General features: G+C 70.0%; 18 protein-coding genes. 3 read left to right on the forward strand and 15 right to left on the reverse strand.

Annotation, left to right across the window (positions count from 1 at the left end; all coding sequences use genetic code 11):
• The 5 genes from EQG76_RS23580 to hutU form a co-directional block, all read right to left on the reverse strand.
• The coding region (locus EQG76_RS23580) for an FG-GAP repeat domain-containing protein (RefSeq protein ID WP_200841061.1) at positions 1–393 on the reverse strand (393 nt) is incomplete at its 3' end.
• 341 nt (positions 394–734) lie between these two features.
• Positions 735–2264, reverse strand: a complete 1530-nt coding sequence (locus tag EQG76_RS23585; RefSeq protein ID WP_159716883.1) for a trimethylamine methyltransferase family protein — start codon at positions 2262–2264, stop codon at positions 735–737.
• Between the two features lie 43 nt (positions 2265–2307).
• Positions 2308–2691, reverse strand: a complete 384-nt coding sequence (crcB, locus tag EQG76_RS23590) for a fluoride efflux transporter CrcB (protein ID WP_159716887.1) — start codon at positions 2689–2691, stop codon at positions 2308–2310.
• Positions 2688–2933: a hypothetical protein gene (locus tag EQG76_RS23595; RefSeq protein WP_159716889.1), complete on the reverse strand. Its 246-nt coding sequence runs from the start codon at positions 2931–2933 to the stop codon at positions 2688–2690. The genes crcB and EQG76_RS23595 overlap by 4 nt, the downstream gene beginning before the upstream one ends.
• Before the next feature lie 17 nt (positions 2934–2950).
• Positions 2951–4624: a urocanate hydratase gene (gene hutU, locus EQG76_RS23600; protein ID WP_159716891.1), complete on the reverse strand. Its 1674-nt coding sequence runs from the start codon at positions 4622–4624 to the stop codon at positions 2951–2953.
• A gap of 75 nt (positions 4625–4699) precedes the next feature.
• On the opposite strand from hutU, the gene EQG76_RS23605 reads away from it, so the two are divergent.
• Together EQG76_RS23605 and EQG76_RS23610 are read left to right on the forward strand one after the other, a co-directional pair.
• Positions 4700–5794, forward strand: coding sequence for a GNAT family N-acetyltransferase (locus EQG76_RS23605; RefSeq protein ID WP_159716893.1), 1095 nt, complete (start codon positions 4700–4702; stop codon positions 5792–5794).
• Between the two features lie 95 nt (positions 5795–5889).
• Positions 5890–6606, forward strand: coding sequence for a glutathione S-transferase C-terminal domain-containing protein (locus EQG76_RS23610; RefSeq protein WP_159716895.1), 717 nt, complete (start codon positions 5890–5892; stop codon positions 6604–6606).
• Between the two features lie 21 nt (positions 6607–6627).
• Here EQG76_RS23610 and EQG76_RS23615 read toward each other — a convergent pair whose 3' ends face one another.
• The 10 genes from EQG76_RS23615 to EQG76_RS23660 form a co-directional block, all read right to left on the reverse strand.
• Entirely contained in the window at positions 6628–6870 is a 243-nt protein-coding gene (locus tag EQG76_RS23615; RefSeq protein ID WP_159716897.1) for a hypothetical protein, read from the reverse strand.
• A gap of 1233 nt (positions 6871–8103) precedes the next feature.
• Positions 8104–8688 (reverse strand): UbiX family flavin prenyltransferase, encoded by a 585-nt coding sequence (locus EQG76_RS23620; RefSeq protein ID WP_159716899.1) that lies wholly within the window; start codon positions 8686–8688, stop codon positions 8104–8106.
• On the reverse strand, positions 8685–9182 hold the full coding sequence (locus EQG76_RS23625) for a Fur family transcriptional regulator (protein ID WP_159716902.1): 498 nt from the start codon (positions 9180–9182) through the stop codon (positions 8685–8687). The genes EQG76_RS23620 and EQG76_RS23625 overlap by 4 nt, the downstream gene beginning before the upstream one ends.
• Before the next feature lie 45 nt (positions 9183–9227).
• Positions 9228–9992 carry an electron transfer flavoprotein subunit beta gene (locus EQG76_RS23630; RefSeq protein ID WP_159716905.1) on the reverse strand — a complete coding sequence of 255 codons (765 nt, stop codon included), beginning with the start codon at positions 9990–9992 and terminating at the stop codon, positions 9228–9230.
• Positions 9985–11175 (reverse strand): electron transfer flavoprotein subunit alpha/FixB family protein, encoded by a 1191-nt coding sequence (locus EQG76_RS23635; RefSeq protein ID WP_159716908.1) that lies wholly within the window; start codon positions 11173–11175, stop codon positions 9985–9987. Before EQG76_RS23635 ends, EQG76_RS23630 begins: the two co-directional genes overlap by 8 nt.
• The gene (locus EQG76_RS23640) at positions 11172–13112 is read right to left on the reverse strand and encodes a DUF3483 domain-containing protein (protein ID WP_235031530.1); all 1941 of its coding nucleotides are present in this window, start codon (positions 13110–13112) and stop codon (positions 11172–11174) included. Before EQG76_RS23640 ends, EQG76_RS23635 begins: the two co-directional genes overlap by 4 nt.
• Entirely contained in the window at positions 13097–15142 is a 2046-nt protein-coding gene (locus EQG76_RS23645; protein ID WP_159716911.1) for an NADH:flavin oxidoreductase, read from the reverse strand. The genes EQG76_RS23640 and EQG76_RS23645 overlap by 16 nt, the downstream gene beginning before the upstream one ends.
• Before the next feature lie 266 nt (positions 15143–15408).
• Complete coding sequence (locus EQG76_RS23650) at positions 15409–17316, reverse strand: TfuA-like protein (protein ID WP_159716913.1); 1908 nt, start codon at positions 17314–17316, stop codon at positions 15409–15411.
• A gap of 8 nt (positions 17317–17324) precedes the next feature.
• Positions 17325–18431, reverse strand: coding sequence for a YcaO-like family protein (locus EQG76_RS23655; protein WP_159716916.1), 1107 nt, complete (start codon positions 18429–18431; stop codon positions 17325–17327).
• Entirely contained in the window at positions 18421–18774 is a 354-nt protein-coding gene (locus EQG76_RS23660; RefSeq protein ID WP_159716919.1) for a hypothetical protein, read from the reverse strand. The genes EQG76_RS23655 and EQG76_RS23660 overlap by 11 nt, the downstream gene beginning before the upstream one ends.
• Positions 18775–19029: 255 nt before the next feature.
• Between EQG76_RS23660 and EQG76_RS23665 the strand changes: the two genes are divergently transcribed.
• A partial coding sequence (locus EQG76_RS23665; protein ID WP_321573503.1) for an adenylate/guanylate cyclase domain-containing protein occupies positions 19030–19779 on the forward strand: 750 nt, incomplete at its 3' end.

The raw sequence follows: 19779 nt of genomic DNA on the forward strand, positions 1-19779 counted from the left end.
CACCACGCTGCGGGCTGCCAAGCGGTTGAGCAGCGGCTCGACATAAGGGTCGTCGAACCGGTCCAGCCAGCTCCGGCCGAGCCGGGTGAGCAGCCGGTCCTGGGCCTGCTTGGGCCCGGCCAGCACCTCGCAGTTCTGCAGGTAGAGCTCCTCGCGGCCGTCGCGGTCGATGTCGGCGCCGGCGACCGCGAGCGTTGCGGCGCCGGCATCGGCCAGGATCGGGTCGGCCTCGTCGAGCAGCCGGCCATCCCGGAAGCGGTAGAGACGGTTCGGCCCGTTCATGCCGGCCAGCAGCAGCGCCGGCCCGCATCTCGGGTCGATATGGACGGCTGCCAGGCCGCCATGAGCTTCCGGTCGACAAGGACTGACGAAGCTGCGGCAATCGCGAAACATGTGCCCACACCCTGCCTGACCGGTTTCTTTACTGATAGTTGAATATGCCAGGGAGTGGAAGCGCGTTGTTCGTATGGCCGCGGTGAGCGTCTTACAGACTACCGGGACCATTAACTTAGGTGAATCATGGAAATGGCCGTCCAGGCACTGGCGAATGCAGAATATTCTCGCCAACATGGCGCTACTTCGCAACTTCCCGGGACTGTACAGTAGCGTACCGGTTGCAGCCTACCATTCGCCGGCCTGCGCGCGGCAGCGACAGATGCCATGCGGGAGGACTGGCCGCAGGCCGGCGGACGTCCGATCGCGGGTCGTAGGAACGGACAGCGGTGGCCGGACGGTCAGGCGGGCGCCCCGCCCTCCGCCTTGCGGCGGGCCACGAACTCACCGAGCTCCTCCGCGATGCCGGGATCCAGAGGCGGCGGCTCAAAACCGGCCAGGAGTTCGGCCACCAGCTTCTCGCAGCGGTCATAGGCGGTGGGCTCGCCCGCCTCGGCCCACTGCCTGCTGTTGCGCCAGTCCGAGACGATCGGCGGGTAGAATGCAGTTTCGTAGCGGGCCAGCGTATGGGCGCTGCCGAAGAAATGGCCACCCGGCCCGACCTCGCGGATCGCGTCCAGCCCGATCGTGTCCTCGTCCACCCGGATCGGCTGCACCGTCTCAGCCAGCATCTGGATCAGCTCGGCATCCAGGATCATCTTCTCGAAGCTCGCGACCAGCCCACCTTCCATCCAGCCCGCCGCATGCATGACGATGTTGGCGTGGCTCATCACCGCGGCCTGGAGCGACATCATCGATTCGTACGCCGCCTGGGCATCCAGCGTGTTGGCAGCGTTCGCATTCGACGAGCGGTAAGGCAGCCGGTAGCGGCGCGCGAGCTGCCCGCCGGCGAGCGTCGCCTGCACGTACTCGGGCGTGCCGAAGGCCGGCGCCCCCGACTTCATGTCGACATTGCTGGTGAACCCGCCATAGGCGCAGGGTGCGCCTGGCCTGACCATCTGCGCGAACGCGATCCCCGCCAGCGCCTCGGCGTTCTGCAGCGTCAAAGCACCCGCCACGGTGGCGGGTGCCATGGCCCCAGCGAGCGTGAACGGGGTCAGCACCACGAGCTGCCCGACCCCGGCCATCGCCATGATCCCCTCCAGCATCGGCCCGTCCAGGCGGAGCGGCGAGTTGGAGTTGACGATGGTGAACAGGGACGGCTCGCGCAGCAATTGCTCCCGGCTGATCCCGCGGACGATCCGGGCGATCTCGATCCCGTCGCTGATCCGGGCATGGCCCAGTGCATAGGCATGAAAAGCCTTGTCCGACAGGGTCGCGAACGCGGCCAGGCAGTCCAGGTGACGGGTGGCAGGCGGCAGGTCGATCGGCTCCACCGGATAGCCGCCAAACAAATGGATGCAGTTCAGCGCCTGACCTAGGCGGACGAAGTTCAAAAAATCGGCATGACAGCCCGGCCGCCGGCCGCCTCGGCGATCATGGGCATTGGGCGTGGACGCCACGGTCGCGAAGTTGATCGTGTTCCCGCCGATCCTGAGGTCGTGGGCGGGGTTGCGCGCGTGCAGCGTGACCTCCGCCGGCGCCTGGGCGATCCGTTCCAGTACCAGGCCGCGGTCGAGGCGTACCAGGGGCGAGCCCGACACCGGCTCGGCACCCGCCGCCTTCAGGATCGCGCGCGCCTCCTCATGGAGGAACTCGATGCCGATCTCCTCCAGCACGCGCAAGGAGGCGTGGTGGATCTGCTCGATCTGGTCGGCCGAGAGCGGCTCGACCGGTGCCAGGCGATTGGCCACCCGGCGCCAGGGGCGCTGTGCCGGACCTGCGCCCGCATCCCGCCGCGTCCGCCGCCGGTCCCGTCCCGTCTCGCGCATCCCGCCCCCGCACCGTCCCTGTGCCGCTAGGCACGACGCTAGATCAGGCGAGGGCCCGGCGCATGCCGTACATCGCCAAGGCGATCGCTGCGAGCGACAGGAGCAGCGAGGCCGCCACATACAGGAGCGCCAGGTCGTGCCGGTCGCGCTCCCACAAGATCATCACGTCCAGCGAGAAGGCGCTGAACGTGGTGAAGCCGCCGAGCACGCCGGTGGTCAGGAACAGGCGCGCTTCCTGGGGCAGTTGCCAGCGCAGCGCGGCACCTATGACGATCACGCCCATCAGAGCGCTGCCCAGCACATTGACGATGAGCGTGCCGAACGGGAAGCCCAGGCCCAGCAGCCGGCCGGCACCGAGATTGACCAGGTGACGCGCGGCCGCCCCAAGCCCGCCGCCCAGGAACACCAGCAGGAGGCTGCGACTCATCGCCTAGCCTCGTCCGGCAGCGCGTCCGCCGTCCTTTCCTCCTCCTCCGGCCCGTCGAAGCCCTTGGCCCGGCTCACATAAATCAGGACCATGAACAGGACGGTCATCAGCAGCGCCAGGCTGCCGCCGAGCGCCAGCGCGATCTGCCCGTGCATCTCGATGACGACGCCGTCCAGCTGCTGCCAGAGCCGCCACGAGCCCCAGGCTGCAACGCCCAGCAGCGACAGGAGGGCCGCGATCACGATCCATCCTGGCATGCTCAGCGGCCCAGCATCGGCAGGTCCAGCCCTTGCTCTCGCGCGCAGTCGATCGCGATCTCGTAGCCGGCATCGGCATGGCGCATCACGCCGGTGGCCGGGTCGTTGGTCAGCACTCGCTCCAGGCGCCGGGCGGCCTCGGCCGTGCCGTCGGCCACCACCACCATGCCGGCATGCTGGGAGAAGCCGATCCCGACCCCGCCGCCATGGTGCAGACTAACCCAGGTGGCGCCCGACGCGGTGTTAAGCAGGGCGTTGAGCAGCGGCCAGTCCGCCACCGCGTCCGAACCGTCCTGCATGGCCTCGGTCTCGCGGTTGGGCGAGGCGACGGAGCCGGAATCTAGGTGGTCGCGGCCGATCACGATCGGCGCCTTGACCTCGCCTTTTGCCACCATCTCGTTCAGCGCCAAGCCGATCCGGGCGCGCTGGCCAAGGCCCAGCCAGCAGATCCGAGCCGGCAGCCCCTGGAAGGCGATCCGCTCCTTGGCCATGTCCAGCCAATGGTGGAGGTGGCGGTCGTCCGGGATAAGCTCCTTGACCCGCTGGTCGGTACGGAAGATGTCCTCCGGATCGCCGGACAGGGCCGCCCAGCGGAACGGCCCGATGCCGCGGCAAAACAAAGGCCGGATATAGGCCGGCACGAAGCCCGGGAAGTCGAAGGCGTTGTCCACCCCCGCCTCCATGGCGAACTGGCGGATGTTGTTGCCGTAGTCGAGGGTTGCCACGCCTGCGGCATGGAAGGCCAGCATCGCCCGGACATGGCGCGCCATCGTCTCCAGCGCCGCCTCGCGCACCGCCTCCGGATTGCTTTCCTGCCGCTCCTCCCACTCCTCCACGGACCATCCGGCCGGCAGGTAGCCATGCACCGGGTCGTGAGCGGAGGTCTGGTCGGTCACGATGTCCGGCAGGATGCCGCGATGGGCCAGTTCCTCGAACACGGTCGCGGCATTGCCGAGCAGGCCGATCGAGACCGGGCTCCTGTCCCGGTTGGCCTGCTCGATCCGCTCGAGCGCGTCGTCCAGGTCGAGCGCCATCAGGTCGAGATAGCGGGTCTGGATGCGCCGCTCGATCCGGGACGCCCGGCATTCCACCGCCAGCATCGAGGCCCCTGCCATGGTCGCGGCCAAGGGCTGGGCACCGCCCATCCCGCCCAGGCCGCCGGTTAGGATCCAGCGGCCCCTGAGGTCGCCATCGTAATGGCGCCGTCCGCACTCGACGAAGGTCTCATACGTGCCCTGCACGATCCCCTGGGTGCCGATATAGATCCAGGAGCCGGCGGTCATCTGGCCGTACATCATCAGGCCCAGCCGATCGAGTTCGTGGAAATGCTCCCAGGTGGCATAGCGGCCGACCAGGTTGGAGTTCGCGATCAGGACGCGCGGCGCATCGGCATGGGTCCGGAACACGCCCACCGGCTTGCCCGACTGCACTAGCAGAGTCTGGTCATCCTCCAGCCGCTTCAGCGTGGCGACGATCGCATCGAAACACTGCCAGTCGCGCGCCGCTCGGCCGATCCCGCCATAGACCACCAACTCCTCGGGCTTCTCGGCGACCTCGGCATCCAGATTGTTCATGAGCATGCGCATCGCCGCCTCGGCCTGCCAGTTCCGGCAGGTCAGCTCCGGCCCGCGGGGCGCGCGGATGCGGCGCGAATTGTCCCGGCGGCTCTCGGACATGGCAGTTGCTCCTTGGTCGGACGGTCCACCGGAAGCTAGGACGAAGCTCAGGCCAGAGCCAGGGGAGTGCCAGCGATGACCAGGACGGTGCAGGTGACCGATGTGCTCGAGACGGTCCTTCCTGCGCGGGGGCGAATCGTGGATGTCGGCTGCGCCGATGGCGGGCTGGTGCGCTGGCTCGGTCGAAACGGCTTCGACGCCCAGGGCGTCGATCCGCAGGCAGAGGGTCCAGGGCTGCTGCGGGGCGTCGCGGAAGCCCTGCCGATGGCGAGCGGATCGGTCGACGCCGTGCTGTTCGTCAACAGCCTGCACCACGTCCCGGTACGTAGGATGGACCAGGCTTTGGGCGAGGCCGCCCGGGTACTGCGGCCGGGTGGCCGGCTGGTGGTGGTGGAACCGCTGCCGGAAGGCGAATGGTTCGAGATCCTACGCCCGGTGGAGGACGAGACGGAGATCCGCGACGCGGCGGCCGCGGCGCTGGCGCGTGCCGAAGTCGTAGGGTTCGTTCAGCAAGACCAACGCTTCTTCGAGATCGAGCGGCGGGCGAAGGATGTGCCCTCCATCCTCCAAGGTTTCGTCGCAGTCGATCCGGAACGGGCGGCGGTGGTGGAGCGGGCGAAAGACGCGGTCGAGGCGGCCTTCACCCGGCATGGCCGGCCGGTCGAGGACGGACGAGCGTTCCGCCAGCCGATGCGGGCGGACGTGCTGGACCTGCCTGAAGACGCACCGATCGTCCGCTTTGCCCGGGACGATGCGGAAGTGGCGGCGGCGCTCAACGTGCGGCGTGCGGTATTCTGCGACGAGCAGGGCGTTTCCCTGGCCGAGGAGATCGACGGCCTGGACGAGCAGTGCCAGCACCTGGTGGCGACGATAGCTGGCGGGGTGGTGGGGACGGCACGGCTGCGTGCCTATGGCACGGACGGCGCGGTCGGGAAGATCGAGCGGGTAGCACTGTTGAAGGAGGCGCGCGGCTTGGGGCTGGGCCAGCGGCTCGTGCGCTTCGCGGCCCAGGTGCTGACAGTGCAGGGGCATGCTATCCTGCTCCTGAACGCGCAGACCAATGCGCAAGACTTCTACGAACGCCTGGGCTTCCGGGCGCAAGGCGCGCCCTTCGACGATGCAGGCATCCCGCATGTCGCCATGTGGCGGACAGAAGGCGCCGGTGCATGATGACATGACCGCGCAATCGAATGACGATGGTCGGAACCAGCCATCGCGCCCAAGCTGGCGCTGCACGCGGACTGCCAGGAAAGAGCGTTCCTTCGATGACTCTCACGCTGTTTTCCTACCCCCAGCTGTTCGGGCTGTCGGACAACAACCCCTACGGCCTGAAGGTCGCGACCTTCATGCAGATTTGCGCGATCCCGTTCCGGCACGCGCACATCATCGATACGAGCGCGGCACCACGGGGCCAGCTGCCCTATCTGGACGATGACGGGCAGGCGATCGGTGACAGTGATGCGATCATCGCGCACCTGACGGCGAAGCTCGACCTCGCGATCGACCGGGACCTGAGCCACTCCCAGCGCTGCACCGACCTCCTGGTCCGGCGCATGCTGGACGACCTCTACTGGGTGATGTCGTACTCCCGCTGGCGGGATGAGCGTTACTGGCCGCTCTTCCGCGATGCGCTGCTGACGACCCATGCCGAGCTGACGCCTGACCAGCTGGAGGCCGCCCGCCGCTACAACTTCCAGCGCTACCATTATCAGGGCATCGGCCGCTACGAGCCGGCCGATGCCTATGCGAGGGGCACGCGGGACCTGGAGGTGCTGGCGGCACTGCTGGGAGACGGGCCGTTCCTGTTCGGTGACCGCGTGCACGGCATCGATGCGGCGATCTATGGCTTCGTCGCCAACATCCATTTCTACGAGATCGACACGCCGCTGAAGGAAGCGGTCCTGGCCTCCCCGCAACTTGTGGCGCACTGCCAGCGCCTGCGCGAGCTGGCACAAGCGCGGGCCGTACCGCCACCGCCCTAGCCGGCGGCGCGGCGGCCAGCGTCACCCGTAGCGTCGGTGGAGTCCCGCCTCCGCCTTCGGGTAAGTGCGGGCTTGGCCAGCCAGGGCCCGCCGCTCGACCTGGGCCAGCAGGACCAGCCGGCACAAGGTGCGCTCCGGTGCCACCGGCTGCAACACCGCCGCGCAGGTCAGCCCCTCGCCCTGCAGCAGCACGAGGTTCGGGAAATGCCAGGTCGCACACCTCGCGGGCCCATCGCCAGCCTCGGCCAGGAGTGTGGCGGCCACCGCTTCCATTTGCCGGCGAGCGTGCGCCAGCAAGGCTGAGCCTCGCCCGCTGCCGGGTCCACGGCGATGAACAGGAGGCCGCTGCGCCCGGCCAGCGGCAGGACCGGCAGAAGCTCGGGCGGCTGGCCCAGCCGGTATGAGGGGACGGTCCAGGCTGTAGCCGCAGGAGGCGAAGCCGCAGCGGGTCTTCCTGCCGGTCTGGCACTGCAGCGGGATGAAGTGACAGCCGCCGTGCTGCGCCTTGTTGAGACGCGCCACGAGCCCGCCCTCCGCTGCACGTGGAGGCCATGGGCACCAGCCGTATACGGCGGCAGGTCACCTGCGTTCGGGATCTCCCCTGCCCTGCCCACACAGGCCAGACCCGCGGCCACAGCCGCCCGTCTTCCAGCACGGCCGAGCCGAAGATAGCCTCCGGCAGCCCGCCGCGGTAGCTAGCCGGGCCGAGGAAATCCGGCTCCATCAGGGGATCATGGCGTTCGGGTGGTGGCCGGCGCGGCCGCGCGGCTTGATCGCTTCCGACGGAGGCGGCGGCATGGGTCAGGCCCGGCCGGAGCTGCACCTCGACCGTCAATGGCAAGCACCCAAGCCACCAACGGGTGCAACAATCATGAGGCCTCGGTCGCGACGCGGCCTAACCCTCCGGCAGCGGATCAAGGAAAGGACGAACGCCTCAGTCGACAATCGTCCGGCCACCACTTGTGCCAGAGCGAGCGATTCTGCCCGCGACCGAAGCAGCCACCCTACTGGGCGCGCGGTGCCAGGCAGCATCCAGACCGCTGTTGCCAGCACAAGGTCACCGCGAGCGTCTGCAAGGCCCGAGGCGCACGGATGCCCGCCGCGGGCGGACCAGCACGCTCGAAAGCATCGCCATGTCCTCCAGCCATGCACCAAGGCAATCACCGACAAAGCTAGGAGCGCCCGCCTGCAGGACAGAGTACTGCACAGGTAGCGGCCAAGTCGGCCCTCCCCGCCGCACATACTGAAAGAGATACGTTTAACCGAACCTTCGGGCGGCCATTTTCATCGACCGCCAAGGCAGGCTGACAGAAGGATTCCTGTGGGACACTACCAGCCAGCTGCCAGCACCACGTCCCGGCAGTTGGTAGTTTCCCGGCGGCTTTTCCGAATCACTCAAGGACGGAATAGTACTGGCGGAAGTCCCTGCGCTGACCGCGGCTGAGATCGTGGAAAAATCCGGATCGCCGGGCTCGCCGGCCGGCCGATGCTCTGACCTCAATTCGTTACTGGCTTATCTTCACGCCAGCGATGCGCCAGTCCGGCATCGAGGTCGAACAGGTCGAGCACCCGGCCAACGGTATGATCGACCATCTCCTCGATCGACTTGGGCCGGGCATAGAAGGCCGGCACGGGCGGGGCGACGATGGCGCCCATCTCCGTGACCGCCAGGAGGTTGCGGCAATGGCCCAGATGCAGCGGCGTCTCGCGCGCCAGCAGCACCAGTCGGCGGCGCTCCTTGAGCACGACATCGGCCGCCCTGGTCAGGAGGTTGTCGGTCACGCCCGAGGCGATGGCGGCCACCGTCTTCATCGAGCAGGGCGCCACCACCATGCCGAGCGTCCGGTAGCTCCCGGACGCGATGCACGCACCCACGTCCGCCACCGGATGGACCCGGTCGGCCAGCGCCTCGATCGCGTCGATCGACCGGTCCAGCTCATAGGCAATGGTCAGCCGCGCCGCTTTGGTGAGGATCAGGTGGGTTTCGAGCTCCAGGCCGCGCGCCACCTCGAGCAGGCGAACGCCATAGACCGCACCGGATGCCCCGGTGATGCCCACGATCAGGCGGGGGCGTCCGCTCACGGCCGGGAACCCGCCGCTTCGGACGCGGCGCAGTTGCGGCACAGGCCGGCCAGCTCGACCGTGCGGCTCTCCACCCGAAAGCCGCTGGCCTGCGCGATGCCGGCCAGTGCGGTGTCCAGCTCGCCCGCGGCCAGCTCCGCCACCTCGCCGCAGCACCGGCACAGGAGGAAGGCGCTGCTGTGCGGCTCGTCGGGATGGGGACAGCCGATGAAGGCATTGAGCCGGTCGATGCGATGGACCAGCCCCTGCCCCACCAGGAAGTCGAGCGCCCGGTACACGGTGGGCGGCGCCACCCGGCCGCGTTCGGCAGACAGGGTTTCCAGGATGTCGTAGGCGCCGACCGGGCGGTGGCTGGCCCAGACTATCTCCAGGACGCGGCGGCGGATCGCCGTCAGCCGGCCGCCATTGCGGCTGCAGACGCGATCAGCGGTCGCCAGCGCATCGGCGATGCAGTGCTGGTGGTCGTGCTCGTGAGGGTGCGGGAGGCTGGCCATGTCCGGCCGAACATAGTGTCGCCGCCCCGTGATGTCAGGCATCCATCAGGAACGCAGCAGGCCTTGGCCCTCCAGGTAGGCCAGAATCGCCCGGGCGGCCTCGTCCGGTGCCGGCTGGACCAGGAGCTGGCCCTCGCCTGCGGTGAACGAAGTGGCCGCTGCCATGCGCGCCGCGGCACCGCCCCGGATCCGACGCACCGGCCGGGCCAGCGGGCGGGCCGGCTCGTTGCGCCAGGCGGTTGCCGCCACCGGCTCCAGGGCGGTGGCCGGCACGGTCTCGAGCCGCGCGCGCTGGGCGCGAGCATAGGCCCAGCCGGACGGCGGGGCTAACCTCCCCGCCGCCACCAGCACGGCCGGTGCGGGTGCCGCCAGCCGCCGGCGCCGGCCGCCGGGCAGCGCCTGCACCAGGGTGACACGCTCGGCCAGCTCCTCCACCCCCGCCACCTCCGGGATGCAGGCAGCTCCCATGGCCTCGGCCAGCGCATAGGGCAAAAGCCCGGTGCCGGCACCAAGCTCTGCCTTGGGACCTGCCAGCACAAGGGCCGGGCGCCGCAGGGCGAGCCAGGGGAGGATCACCGGCAGGGCGTCGGCCTGGGCGGACAGATTAAGGCGGACCAGGTCGAACTCAGCAAAGCCGGCATAGACGCGCAGCGCGTCGTCGGCCGGGCCGGCATGCAGACCGATCAGGCGGTGGCCGGACGCGCGCAGCGCCAGGCCCAGCGCCAGGGCGGCGGCATCCCCTGCTGCCGGACGCAGGCGCCCGGTCTCGGGATGGCAGCCGGCGGACAGGAGGGTCACGATCTCAGCCATGGCGCCGCCGCTCTAGGAGGGCTTCGAGTGCCGGCATCACCGCCTGGGCATCGGCGACGATCGCGAGGTCCGCCCGCTCGATCATCTTGGCATGGAGGTCGGTGTTGACCGCGACCACCCGCTGGCAGCGCTCGATGCCCTGCAGATGCTGCGGGGCCCCGCTGATGCCAAACGCGAGATAGGCCTTGGGCGCCACCAGCGTGCCGGACGCGCCGACCTGGCGGTCGCGCGGCAGCAGGCCGCGGTCGCAGACCTGGCGCGAGCCGCCGACCGTGGCGTTCAGCCGGGCCGCCAGCGTATGGAACGCCGGCCAGTCGGTCACCCCGTCGCCGGCGCTGACGATCAGGTCCGCCTCGGCGAGGGGTGCCCCGGTGAGGTCGACGGGAATTTCGCCCAGATCCTCGACGAGCCCCGCATCAGGTTCGACTGCCAGGGGTACCGGCCGCGCTTCGCGCAGGGCCGGCTCCGGGCGGTCGGCGAGCAGCACTTCGTGCAGGGTCATGATCGGCGGCGGGGGGCCCACCAGGTCGAGCCCGGCGCCGCGCGCGCGGACTTCCTCCGGCTCCAGCCGATGCACCGCGAACGCGGCGGCAAGCCCGGTGGCGGCCGCCAAGCGGCGGGCCAGATCGGCGCCGAGCAAGGGCGTCTCGGCGAACAGGACATGGGCTGGGGCCTGGTCGGCCAGCACCGCGCGGAGCACGGCCAGCCGGGCGATCGGGTCCCATCGGTCCGGCAGGTCTAGAGCGATGTGACGGTCCACGCCCAGCCGGCTCAGGTCGGGCCGGCCATGCAGGGTGAGCGCCAGAACCGCCCCCTCCAGCCGGTCGGCGAGATCGCGGGCAGCGGCCAGGAGGCCGAAATCGCTGCCTTCCAGCCGCCCGCCCGGCAGGTCGAGCACCGCCAGGATCAGGCAGGCCGGCCGCTCCACGACGATCGGTTGCTCCGCCCCCGGCGTGGCCAGAGAAGGCAAATGGGCCAGCAGCTCGCCGCCATGCGGATCCAGCCGCATACGACCGGCCGGACCCGGCACGGCGGCCATGCGCAGCACGTGCGGGTTGCGGCGCGGCCGAACCGGCGCTGCCGGCACCGCACCGCCCAGAATGCGGCGCGCCCGGCCGCTGGGGCCGACCCGGGTCGCCCGCTCCCGCTCGGCATGCGGATCGCGGCGCGGGCGGGCGCTCATGCCGCCACCCGCTCGGCCGGAACGGCGAGCCGCGCCAGCACCAGCTCGGCGACCTCGGTGACCGCGGGATAGTCGCCGGTGACGCCGTCCAGCATCACCGCGCAGTTCGGGCAGGCCACCACCACGGTTCCGGCCCTGGTCGCCTTTGCATCGGCCATGCGCATGTCCGGGATCCGCCGCGGCCCGGGAATGTCGGTGAGCGGCGCCCCGCCCCCGCCGCCGCAGCAGCGAGCCGTCCTGCCGTGCCGGGCCATCTCGACCCGCCCCGGGCCAAGCAGGTCGAGCAGGCGGCGCGGTGCCTCGAACTCGCCGTTCCAGCGGCCGAGATAGCAGGGATCGTGATAGGTGAGCGCCGCCTGCCCCTCGCCCGGCTGGAACTTGAGGCGGCCCTCCTCGGCCAGTTCCAGCAGCACGGCCGTGTGGTGGACCACCTCGTAATGGCCGCCCATGGCCGGATAGTCGTTGCGCAGGCTGTTCAGCACATGCGGATCGGTGGTGACGATCCGCCGGAAGCGGTAGCGGGCGAGTGTCGCGATGTTGGCCTCTGCCAGGCGCTGGAACTGCGCCTCGTCGCCCAGGCGCCGGGCGAGATCGCCCGTATCCAGCTCCTCCTCGCCCAGCACGGCCAGCTCCAGACCGGCATGGCGGGCGACCTGGACGAAGGCGCGCATCGCGCGCTGGCCACGCGGGTCGAACGCGCCGTCCCCCAGCCAGAGCAGCAGGTCGGTGCTCTCGACCTCGCGCAGCAGCGGCAGATCCAGGTCGACGAATGCATCCATCCGCCGTGCCGCTGCCCGGCCATGGATGTTGTCGGCCGCCGCGAGCTCGGCCAATGCCGCCGGAGCCTTGCCCGGCACGGCACCCAGCTCCAGGGTCTGGAAGCGGCGCAGGTCGATGATCGCATCGACATGCTCGATCATCATCGGGCAGGCTTCGACGCAGGCACGGCAGGTCGTGCAGGCCCAGAGTGCTGCCGGCGGGATCAGGCCTCCATCGGCGACCAGCGGCCGGGCGGCACCCCCCTCGCCTACGCGCCGTTCCAGGCCCGGCCAGCGGCGGCCGGCATAGTGCCGGTCGTCGACATGGTCGGCGCCCTGGGCCATCGAGATCGCGCGGATCACGAACTTCGGGTCGAGCGGCTGGCCGGCGGCAAAGGCCGGGCACTGCTCCTCGCAGCGGCCACAGGCCACGCAGGCATCGGCCATCACCAGCCGGTTCCAGGCGAAGTCCTGCGGGGTCTCCACGCCGAGCCTGGGCGCGTCCAGGTCGATCGGGTGGATGGCGGCCACTGGCCGGTCGGCGGAAAAGCGCGGCGCCCTTGGATGGGTGACGAGATTGAGGGCACCGGCCAGGGCATGGCGCATCGGGCCATGGGCCAGGCCATCCGCCAGCTCGAACGCCGACCAAGCCAGTAGGGCGGCAAAGGCAAGCGACACCGGATGGAGCAGGCCCGGGTCAGCCATGACGCCCGTGGCCGGCAGGGTGAACCAGGCGAGGCCTAGGGCGAAGCCGCCGATCGCCCAGCCAAAGCGGTTCCAGCGCCCCCCGGACAGGCGGGGCGGCCGGTCGGCGCGGCGGCGCAGGACGCGCTCGGCACCCAGCAGGGTCAGGACGCAGGCGAGCAGCAGCGGCCAGGCCAGCCAGGGGCTGGCGATGCCGAAGCCATGGACCAGGACGACGAGCAGCAGCGCCAGGACCAGGCCACCCGCCGCCATTACATGCATGGTCGAGGCGTAGCGGTCGCGGGCGACCACCTCGTGAACGTTGACCAGGTAGCGGCGCGGCAGGGCGAGGAGCCCAGCCAGCCAGTCGACCTTCGCCGGCCGGCCGGCCCGCCAGCCGGCAATCCGCCCGAGCACCCCGATCAGCGCCCAGCCCAGCGCACCCAGGAGGATGAGGAGGACGACACCGCCCGAGCCCATCAGAAGGTCAGGCACAGCCGGAGGGAGTCGTAGAGGGCCGCGTGGATGTTGCGGCAGGCGACCGCATCGCCCACCCGGAACAGCATGAAGCGGCCGTCTGGATGGCGCACGATCTCCTGGGGCAGCCGGTCGCGCAGCCGGCGCATGTCGACCTCGCCCAGGTTCCGGCTGAGTGGCTTCAGTCTGAAGTAGATCTCATCGTCGGGCAGCGTGCCGTGCTCGACCACCACCTGGTCGACCACCCGCTCCTCCTCCTCGTCCGTGTATTCGTTGACCAGCACCGCCACCAGCTTGTTGCCCTCGGGATAGACCTCGGTGAGCCTGGTATCCGGGGTGATCACGGCTTTGCTCTTGTAGAGGTCGCGCAGATAGTGGGGGAAGTTGGTCATGCCGACCTCCACCATGAGCTTGCGCTCCGGCGTGACGATCTCGACCTTGCTGCCGCGCTTGACCAGGAAGCTCGCGACCGAGGGGCCGTGATGGTCGGCATGGTCGTCGAACAGGAGGACGTTCTCACCGGGTGCCACGGTCCCGTTCAGGATGTCCCAGGTGCTGACCACGTGGCCAGGCTGGGCCTTGACCTCGTTCAGGTTCGGATGGCCGCCGGTCGCGACCACCACGATGTCCGGGTCCTCCGCCTCCACCGCCTCGACCGTGGCCAGGGTGGCGAGCCGGACGTCGACGCCCAGCTTGCGCAGCTGGCCCTGCAGCCAGCGGGTGATGCCGTTCAGGCCTTCCCGCCAGTCGGCCTTGCCGGCAAGCGTGATCTGTCCGCCCAGCGCTCCGGCCTTCTCGAACAGGACGACCTGGTGGCCACGCTCGGCCGAGACCCGGGCTGCTTCCATCCCGGCCGGCCCGCCGCCGATCACCACCACCTTCTTGCCGCCCTGCCCCTTGGGCACGATGTGCGGCAGGGTGGCTTCCCGGCCGGTGGCAGGGTTCTGGATGCAGATCGCGTCGCCGCCGACATAGATCCGGTCGATGCAGTAGCCAGCACCCACGCACTGGCGGATGTCGTCGACACGGCCCTCGCGCAGCTTGTTGACGATGTGCGGGTCCGCGATGTGGGCGCGGGTCATCGCGACCATGTCGACATGCCCCTCTGCGACCGCACGGGCGGCGGTGTTCACGTCGGGGATGCGGCCGGCATGGAACACCGGCACTGTGCCGATCTCGCGCTTGATCAGGCTGGCCAGTGCCAGATAGGGCGCCACCGGCATCGACATGTTGGGGATCAGGTTGGCCAAGCCCCGCTCGGTGTAGACATGGCTGCAGTTGATGTTGAGATAGTCGATGCAGCCCTGGCCGACATGGATGCGGGCGAGCTTGATGGCCTCTTCGGGCGTGATGCCGTCGTCTAGCAGCTCGTCGCCGGACATACGGATGCCGAACACCATGTCGTCGCCGATGGCCTTGCGGACCTGCTCGAACAGCTCGAGCGTGAACCGGCTGCGGTTCTCGGTGGAGCCACCATAGCCGTCGGTGCGGCGGTTGACGTGCGGCGACCAGAACTGGCCCGGCAGATGACTGTCGGCCAGCACCTCGACCCCGTCGAAGCCGCCCTCCTTCAGCCGGCGCGCAGCCGCGGCATAATCCTGCTGGACCCGCCGGATGTCCCAGTCCTCCATCTCCTTGGGGAACGAGCGGTGCGAGGGCTCGCGCAGGGGCGAGGGCGCGATGGTCGCCATCCAGTTCTCGGCGTCCCAGCGGGTCCGCCGGCCCATATGGGTGATCTGGCAGAAGATCTTCGCCCCGTGCCGGTGCACCCGCTCGCTGAACTCCTGGAGGAACGGGATGACCTTGTCCTCGCCGATGTCGAGCTGGTTCCAGAGTGCCGCCGGGCTGTCCGGCGCCACCGAGGAGGACCCGCCCACCGAGGTGAGGCCGATGCCGCCCTTGGCCTTCTCCTCATGGTAGAGCTGGTAGCGCAGCTGCGGCATGCCGTCCTTGCCGTAGGACGGCGCGTGCGAGGTGCTCATCACCCGGTTGCGGATCGTGCACCTGCGGATGGTCAAGGGCTGGAACAGCGCGTCGGTCGACGCCATCGCGAAGGATCCCCTGAAGGCGCACCATGCGCGGACCGAATGGGGCGCAGGTCGGATGGGCGTTCGGGGATCGATGGTGGCGACGGGGGCGGTGGGGCGTCAAGCCCGGGAGCGGCATGGCATGCCGCCTGAGAAAAAAGCCGGCCGCCGAGCTACGGGGGGACTGATCGCTCGGCGGCCGGAGTTCGAAGAATCACGTGCGAGGGAGGCACGAGTACCAATTATGCCCTGCCGGGCCGTCGGTCTGTGACATTGATCACATGAGCTCAGGCCGTGCCAGGACCGAGCGCTGCGTCCAGAAAGCGCACCCAACCCTCCCCGCCCTCGCGTACCAGGCGCAGGCGCTGATAGGCTGGGCGCAGGCGTTGCCACGCACCGGCGATGCGCGGCCAGACCAGCGAAAGGCCAGAGCGCGCCGGATCCGGCTGCGCCAGGCCTTGGACGTCGAAGCCGCGAATCGAGCGCTGGTGCACCACGCTCGCCGCCAGCTGCTCCTTCAGGAACCGGACCGCTGACTGCAGGCGGCGGTCGTCGCAGACGGCAGCCAGCCGGTCAGCCACGTCGCCGAGATCGACCAGCTCGCCGTTGCGGAAGGTGCGTGCCAGCATGCGCTGGCCGTCGATCGCCTTACCGTCCTTTTCCAGGAGCGGGATCAGCGCATCACCGAGCGCCCCCAAGGCGCGGGCCAGGTCGCCGGCCGGATCGGGGTCGAGCAGAACGATGTCCACGTCCCCCTGGCGGCGCCGGCCATGGTCGGCCACGTAGCTGTCCACGATCAGCCGCCCCAGCGCCTCGGCCTCCAGCACCGCCCTGCCCAGGCCCTGCAGGATCGCGTCATAGGCCCAGCCCTCGTCGGGCACCACCTGCTGCGAGGCGACGATCCAGTCGGCGAACGGCGCGCACTCCACCAGGCATTCGGCGCTGGCCATCATGCAGGCATCGAAGCCCAGGAGCGCCAGGCGGCGGTCAGTGTCCAGCCCGGCCGTGGCAAAGGCCCGGCCGAGCTCGTCCAGCTCGATCCAGCCGCCCTCGGTGTCGTCGCCCAGCACCGACAGGCCGCGGCCATGGCCCCACATCACCAGAGCGCGCCGGTCGGCCGGCAATGCCACCAGGCTCCATTCCAGGAAGCCCGTGAGCGTCGCGACGTCGCCGGAATCGCGGGGGCCGAAGGGCGCGATCTCGATGGGGGCCCGCAACTCGCCATCAGCCTTGGGTCCCAGCAGGAACCGGCCGGACACCGAGCAGCCCGGCACGTGGACTTGGCCTGCCACATGCACCTTGGGGCTGGCGCCAGCGCTGCGCAGCTCGTCGATATCTCCGCCCACGTCGGCGGCCAGGTCGTTGTCGGCGCCGACATAGAGCGCCAGTGCCCAGGGCCGCCGGTCCGGCGCGGTCAGGGGGGCGCGGTCGAACCAGCTGGGCATGGGCTCCTCCGGGGGTCGATCGATCGGATTGCTGCCGGGCAGGCTCAGGCGCGCCGCCCGCCAGGGCAGGGTTTCCTCAAACGCGCTGTCGCCCCGTTGTGCTGGCAGGCAGCGCGCCTGGAGCGCCACGACCTCGTCCACGAGCAGCAGCGCGTCGGCGGTCTTCACCGACACCCACCGTCGCGCGCACAATTCCTCGATCACGCTCGCGCGCGCCGGGCCCAGCAGGGCCCGGGCTTCCGCCACCAGCCGGGCGCGGCTGCGCTCGGGGAACCAGATCCGGTGCATCGCCTCGGTGAGCAGCACCGCCTCGTGGACGGCGATCTCGCCGCGGGCACTGGCGGCGTCGAGCGTGGCGCGCAGGTCGACCAGGGCGTCGCTGGCGGGGGCGAATCCAGTCTCGGCCGGCCCGTGCACTACCGCGACCTCGTCGTCGGCCACCAGCAGCCCATCGCGAAAGGCGGCATGGACTTGCCCCAGCCCGATCATGCCCAGGCCGTCCAGCTCGGCGGCGCGCAGCGCCCCCATGCTGGCGGCACCGAGCACGGTAGCACCGATGTCCAGCACTGCCAGGATCTCCTGGTGCCAGATGGCCGGGACGTCGCCGAACCGGCCGTCGACCAGCCCCAGGATCCGATAGCCGGCCAGGGCCGCCCGCCACAGATCGCCCAGCGCTGCGGGCGGGCGCAGCTCGACCCCGTCCGGCAGATGCGGCGTGACGCCATGCAGGCTGGGCCCGGCGAAGATCACCGCGCGGTTCAGTGGACGGGCTCCCGCAGGGCCGGCGCCAGCAGCTTGACCACCGCGACCGGTGCCGGCCCGGGAGGGAGGTCCACGGCCCGCACTGGCCCCATCCCGGCACGCTGCAGCGCAGCGAGCACTGCCGCCACGTCGTCCGCTACGCTGTCGCTAGGGCCGAGCGTCCCGGCCGTGGGCAGCGGCAGTAGTCCCCTGCCCTGGCGCAGGATACGGCGCTGCCGCTCGATCCGGTCCGGGTCGAGGGGTGCGTAGCGGTCCCAGCCCGTGTCGTCCCGCGCCCCGGAAATATGGGTCAGGCGGGCCTGCAGCGCCTCGGTCACCGCCCGCAGCCAGGCCACCACTGGATCGGGATGGCAGCCCGAGCCGTGCGCCCAGCCGCGGGCATCGTCGCCGAGTTCGGCCGCATCCATGACATGGCAGAGGAAGACTGGCAGGTCCACGCAGGCCGGCAGGCGCCAGACGGCGTGGAGCACATCGGCCTGGTCGAGCAGCCGGATCACCCGTCTGGCCTGCCCGTCCTGGACGCTGGCCGGGTCGATTCTGGGCAGCCCGCCTGCGACCTGACCGGTGGCAACCGCACGCGCCAGCGCATCGCGCTCGACCAGCTCGCACAGGCCGTGCAGCAGCGCTTCGTCGCGGCAGTTGCCGCTGGCCAGCCCATTGGAGGTCCCGCACGGCTGTGGCCGCGTTGCTACCCGCGCATCCAGGGAAACCGCGGCCCAGGGGACCAGGCCGGGCTCGCCGGTGAGCAGGTCGTGGCCGATGACCAGGGGCTCGCCCGCCCAGCCCTGCCGCTCGGGCTCCAGGCGCTCGGCACTCCACAGCTCGATCGCCTCGACGATCGCCGAAACCTTGGCCAGCACCGGGTCCAGCCCCTTGCCCTGGGCTACGGATAGCGAGCGGGTACGGGGTCGAATCGCCGACCATACCGGCACGCCCACCCGGTCGAGGCCGGTCAGGTCGGCCAGCCGGGTGATGCCATAGGCCGGCAGGTGCGGGAGGAGATCCGCCAGGGTCACCTCCGGCAGCCGGGTCCGGTGGCTGCCCGTCCACCAGCGCTTGGCGGACGGCTGCGACTCGAACGAACGGAGTGCCTCAGTCGTCACCGAACCGGCCGGGCGCGAACTTGTCCTTGCCGCCGCGCGCGCTGCCGGGATCGGCCACGATCGAATCGATCTTGAATTTGTCCTTGCCGCCGCGCGGGCTGGTCGGGTCGGCCTCGAACTCCATGCCGTCCTCGGTGAGGATCGCATTCTTGAGGCGGTGGATCGGTGCTGCAGCATTGAGAGCATCGATCGCCCGATCACCCGTGGCGGAGCCGAGTTGCTGATCGGGCGGCAGGCGGTAATTCCCCAGCTCGTCGAGGGGAATGAAGTAGGTCACATCCTGCTCGTCCCGGATCAGGATTCCGGCCCTCTTTCCGGAAGTGGCACCTACCGCGCTCGTCATCTGTTCAGCCCTGCCCTACGCCGGTCAGAAAACGATTGCATACACGCTTCGACCCGGCTGTTGCTCAAGCTACCCTTGGTGAATGGCTGGATCTGTGATTTTTCTCACGATGCTGTCGGGTTGACCATCCGACCGGAAGCGCCGCCCTCGACCAAAAACGTGCAGAACGTGCCGCCCGCCATCGAACCGACGCCCGGAGAGTTCAGTATTGGCCCAATGCGTGACGACGCTGGCCCGGCGCGCCGCGACGCCGTGTTGCTGCATGCTGACGTCGAGAACTACACTGGCCGGATGGGGCATGACGAGACGGGCACCTTCCGCGCCCTCAAGCGGTCCTTTGCGGTCTTCGAGGACGAGGTCCGGCGCCATGGGGGCCGTATCGTCAACCTGGCCGCAGACAGTGTCCTGGCGGAGTTTCCGGCCTGCCGCCATGCCGCCCGCTGTGCCGCCCGCGTCCAGACCGAGCTCGCGGGCGGCGAGCAGACCCTGCGCTACCGGATCGGCCTGCACCGCGGCGCGGTGCTGGTGGACGGCGACGGAATCTGGGGTGACGCGGTCAACCTGACGGCGCGGATCCAGGAGCAGGCAGCGCCCGGCACGATCTGCGCCTCGGACAGCTTCGTGCTGGGTCTGGAGGCCGTCGACGGGCTGGAACCGGTCGATCTCGGCGAGGTGCGGCTCAAGAACATCGCGCGGCCGGTGCGGCTGTGGCGGCTTCGCCGGCCGGGTGAGCCGGACGAGGCCACCAGTCCGTTCGGCCGCGTCCACCTGCCGGGCATTCCGTCCATCGTGGTGCTGCCCTTCAGCCTGCGCGGCGAGGCCGGCCAGTACGCCTACCTCGCGGAGGGCATGACCGAGGACGTCATCACCGACCTGTCGCGCTTCCGCGAGCTGTTCGTGATCGGCCGGACCACCTCCTTCGCCCTGCGCAGCCGTGGCGGCGACTTCCAGCAGATCGGCCGGGCGCTGGGCGTGCGCTACATCCTGGAAGGAGTGGTCATGCTG

This window comes from Geminicoccus flavidas (assembly GCF_009806515.1).
Lineage (GTDB): Bacteria > Pseudomonadota > Alphaproteobacteria > Geminicoccales > Geminicoccaceae > Geminicoccus > Geminicoccus flavidus.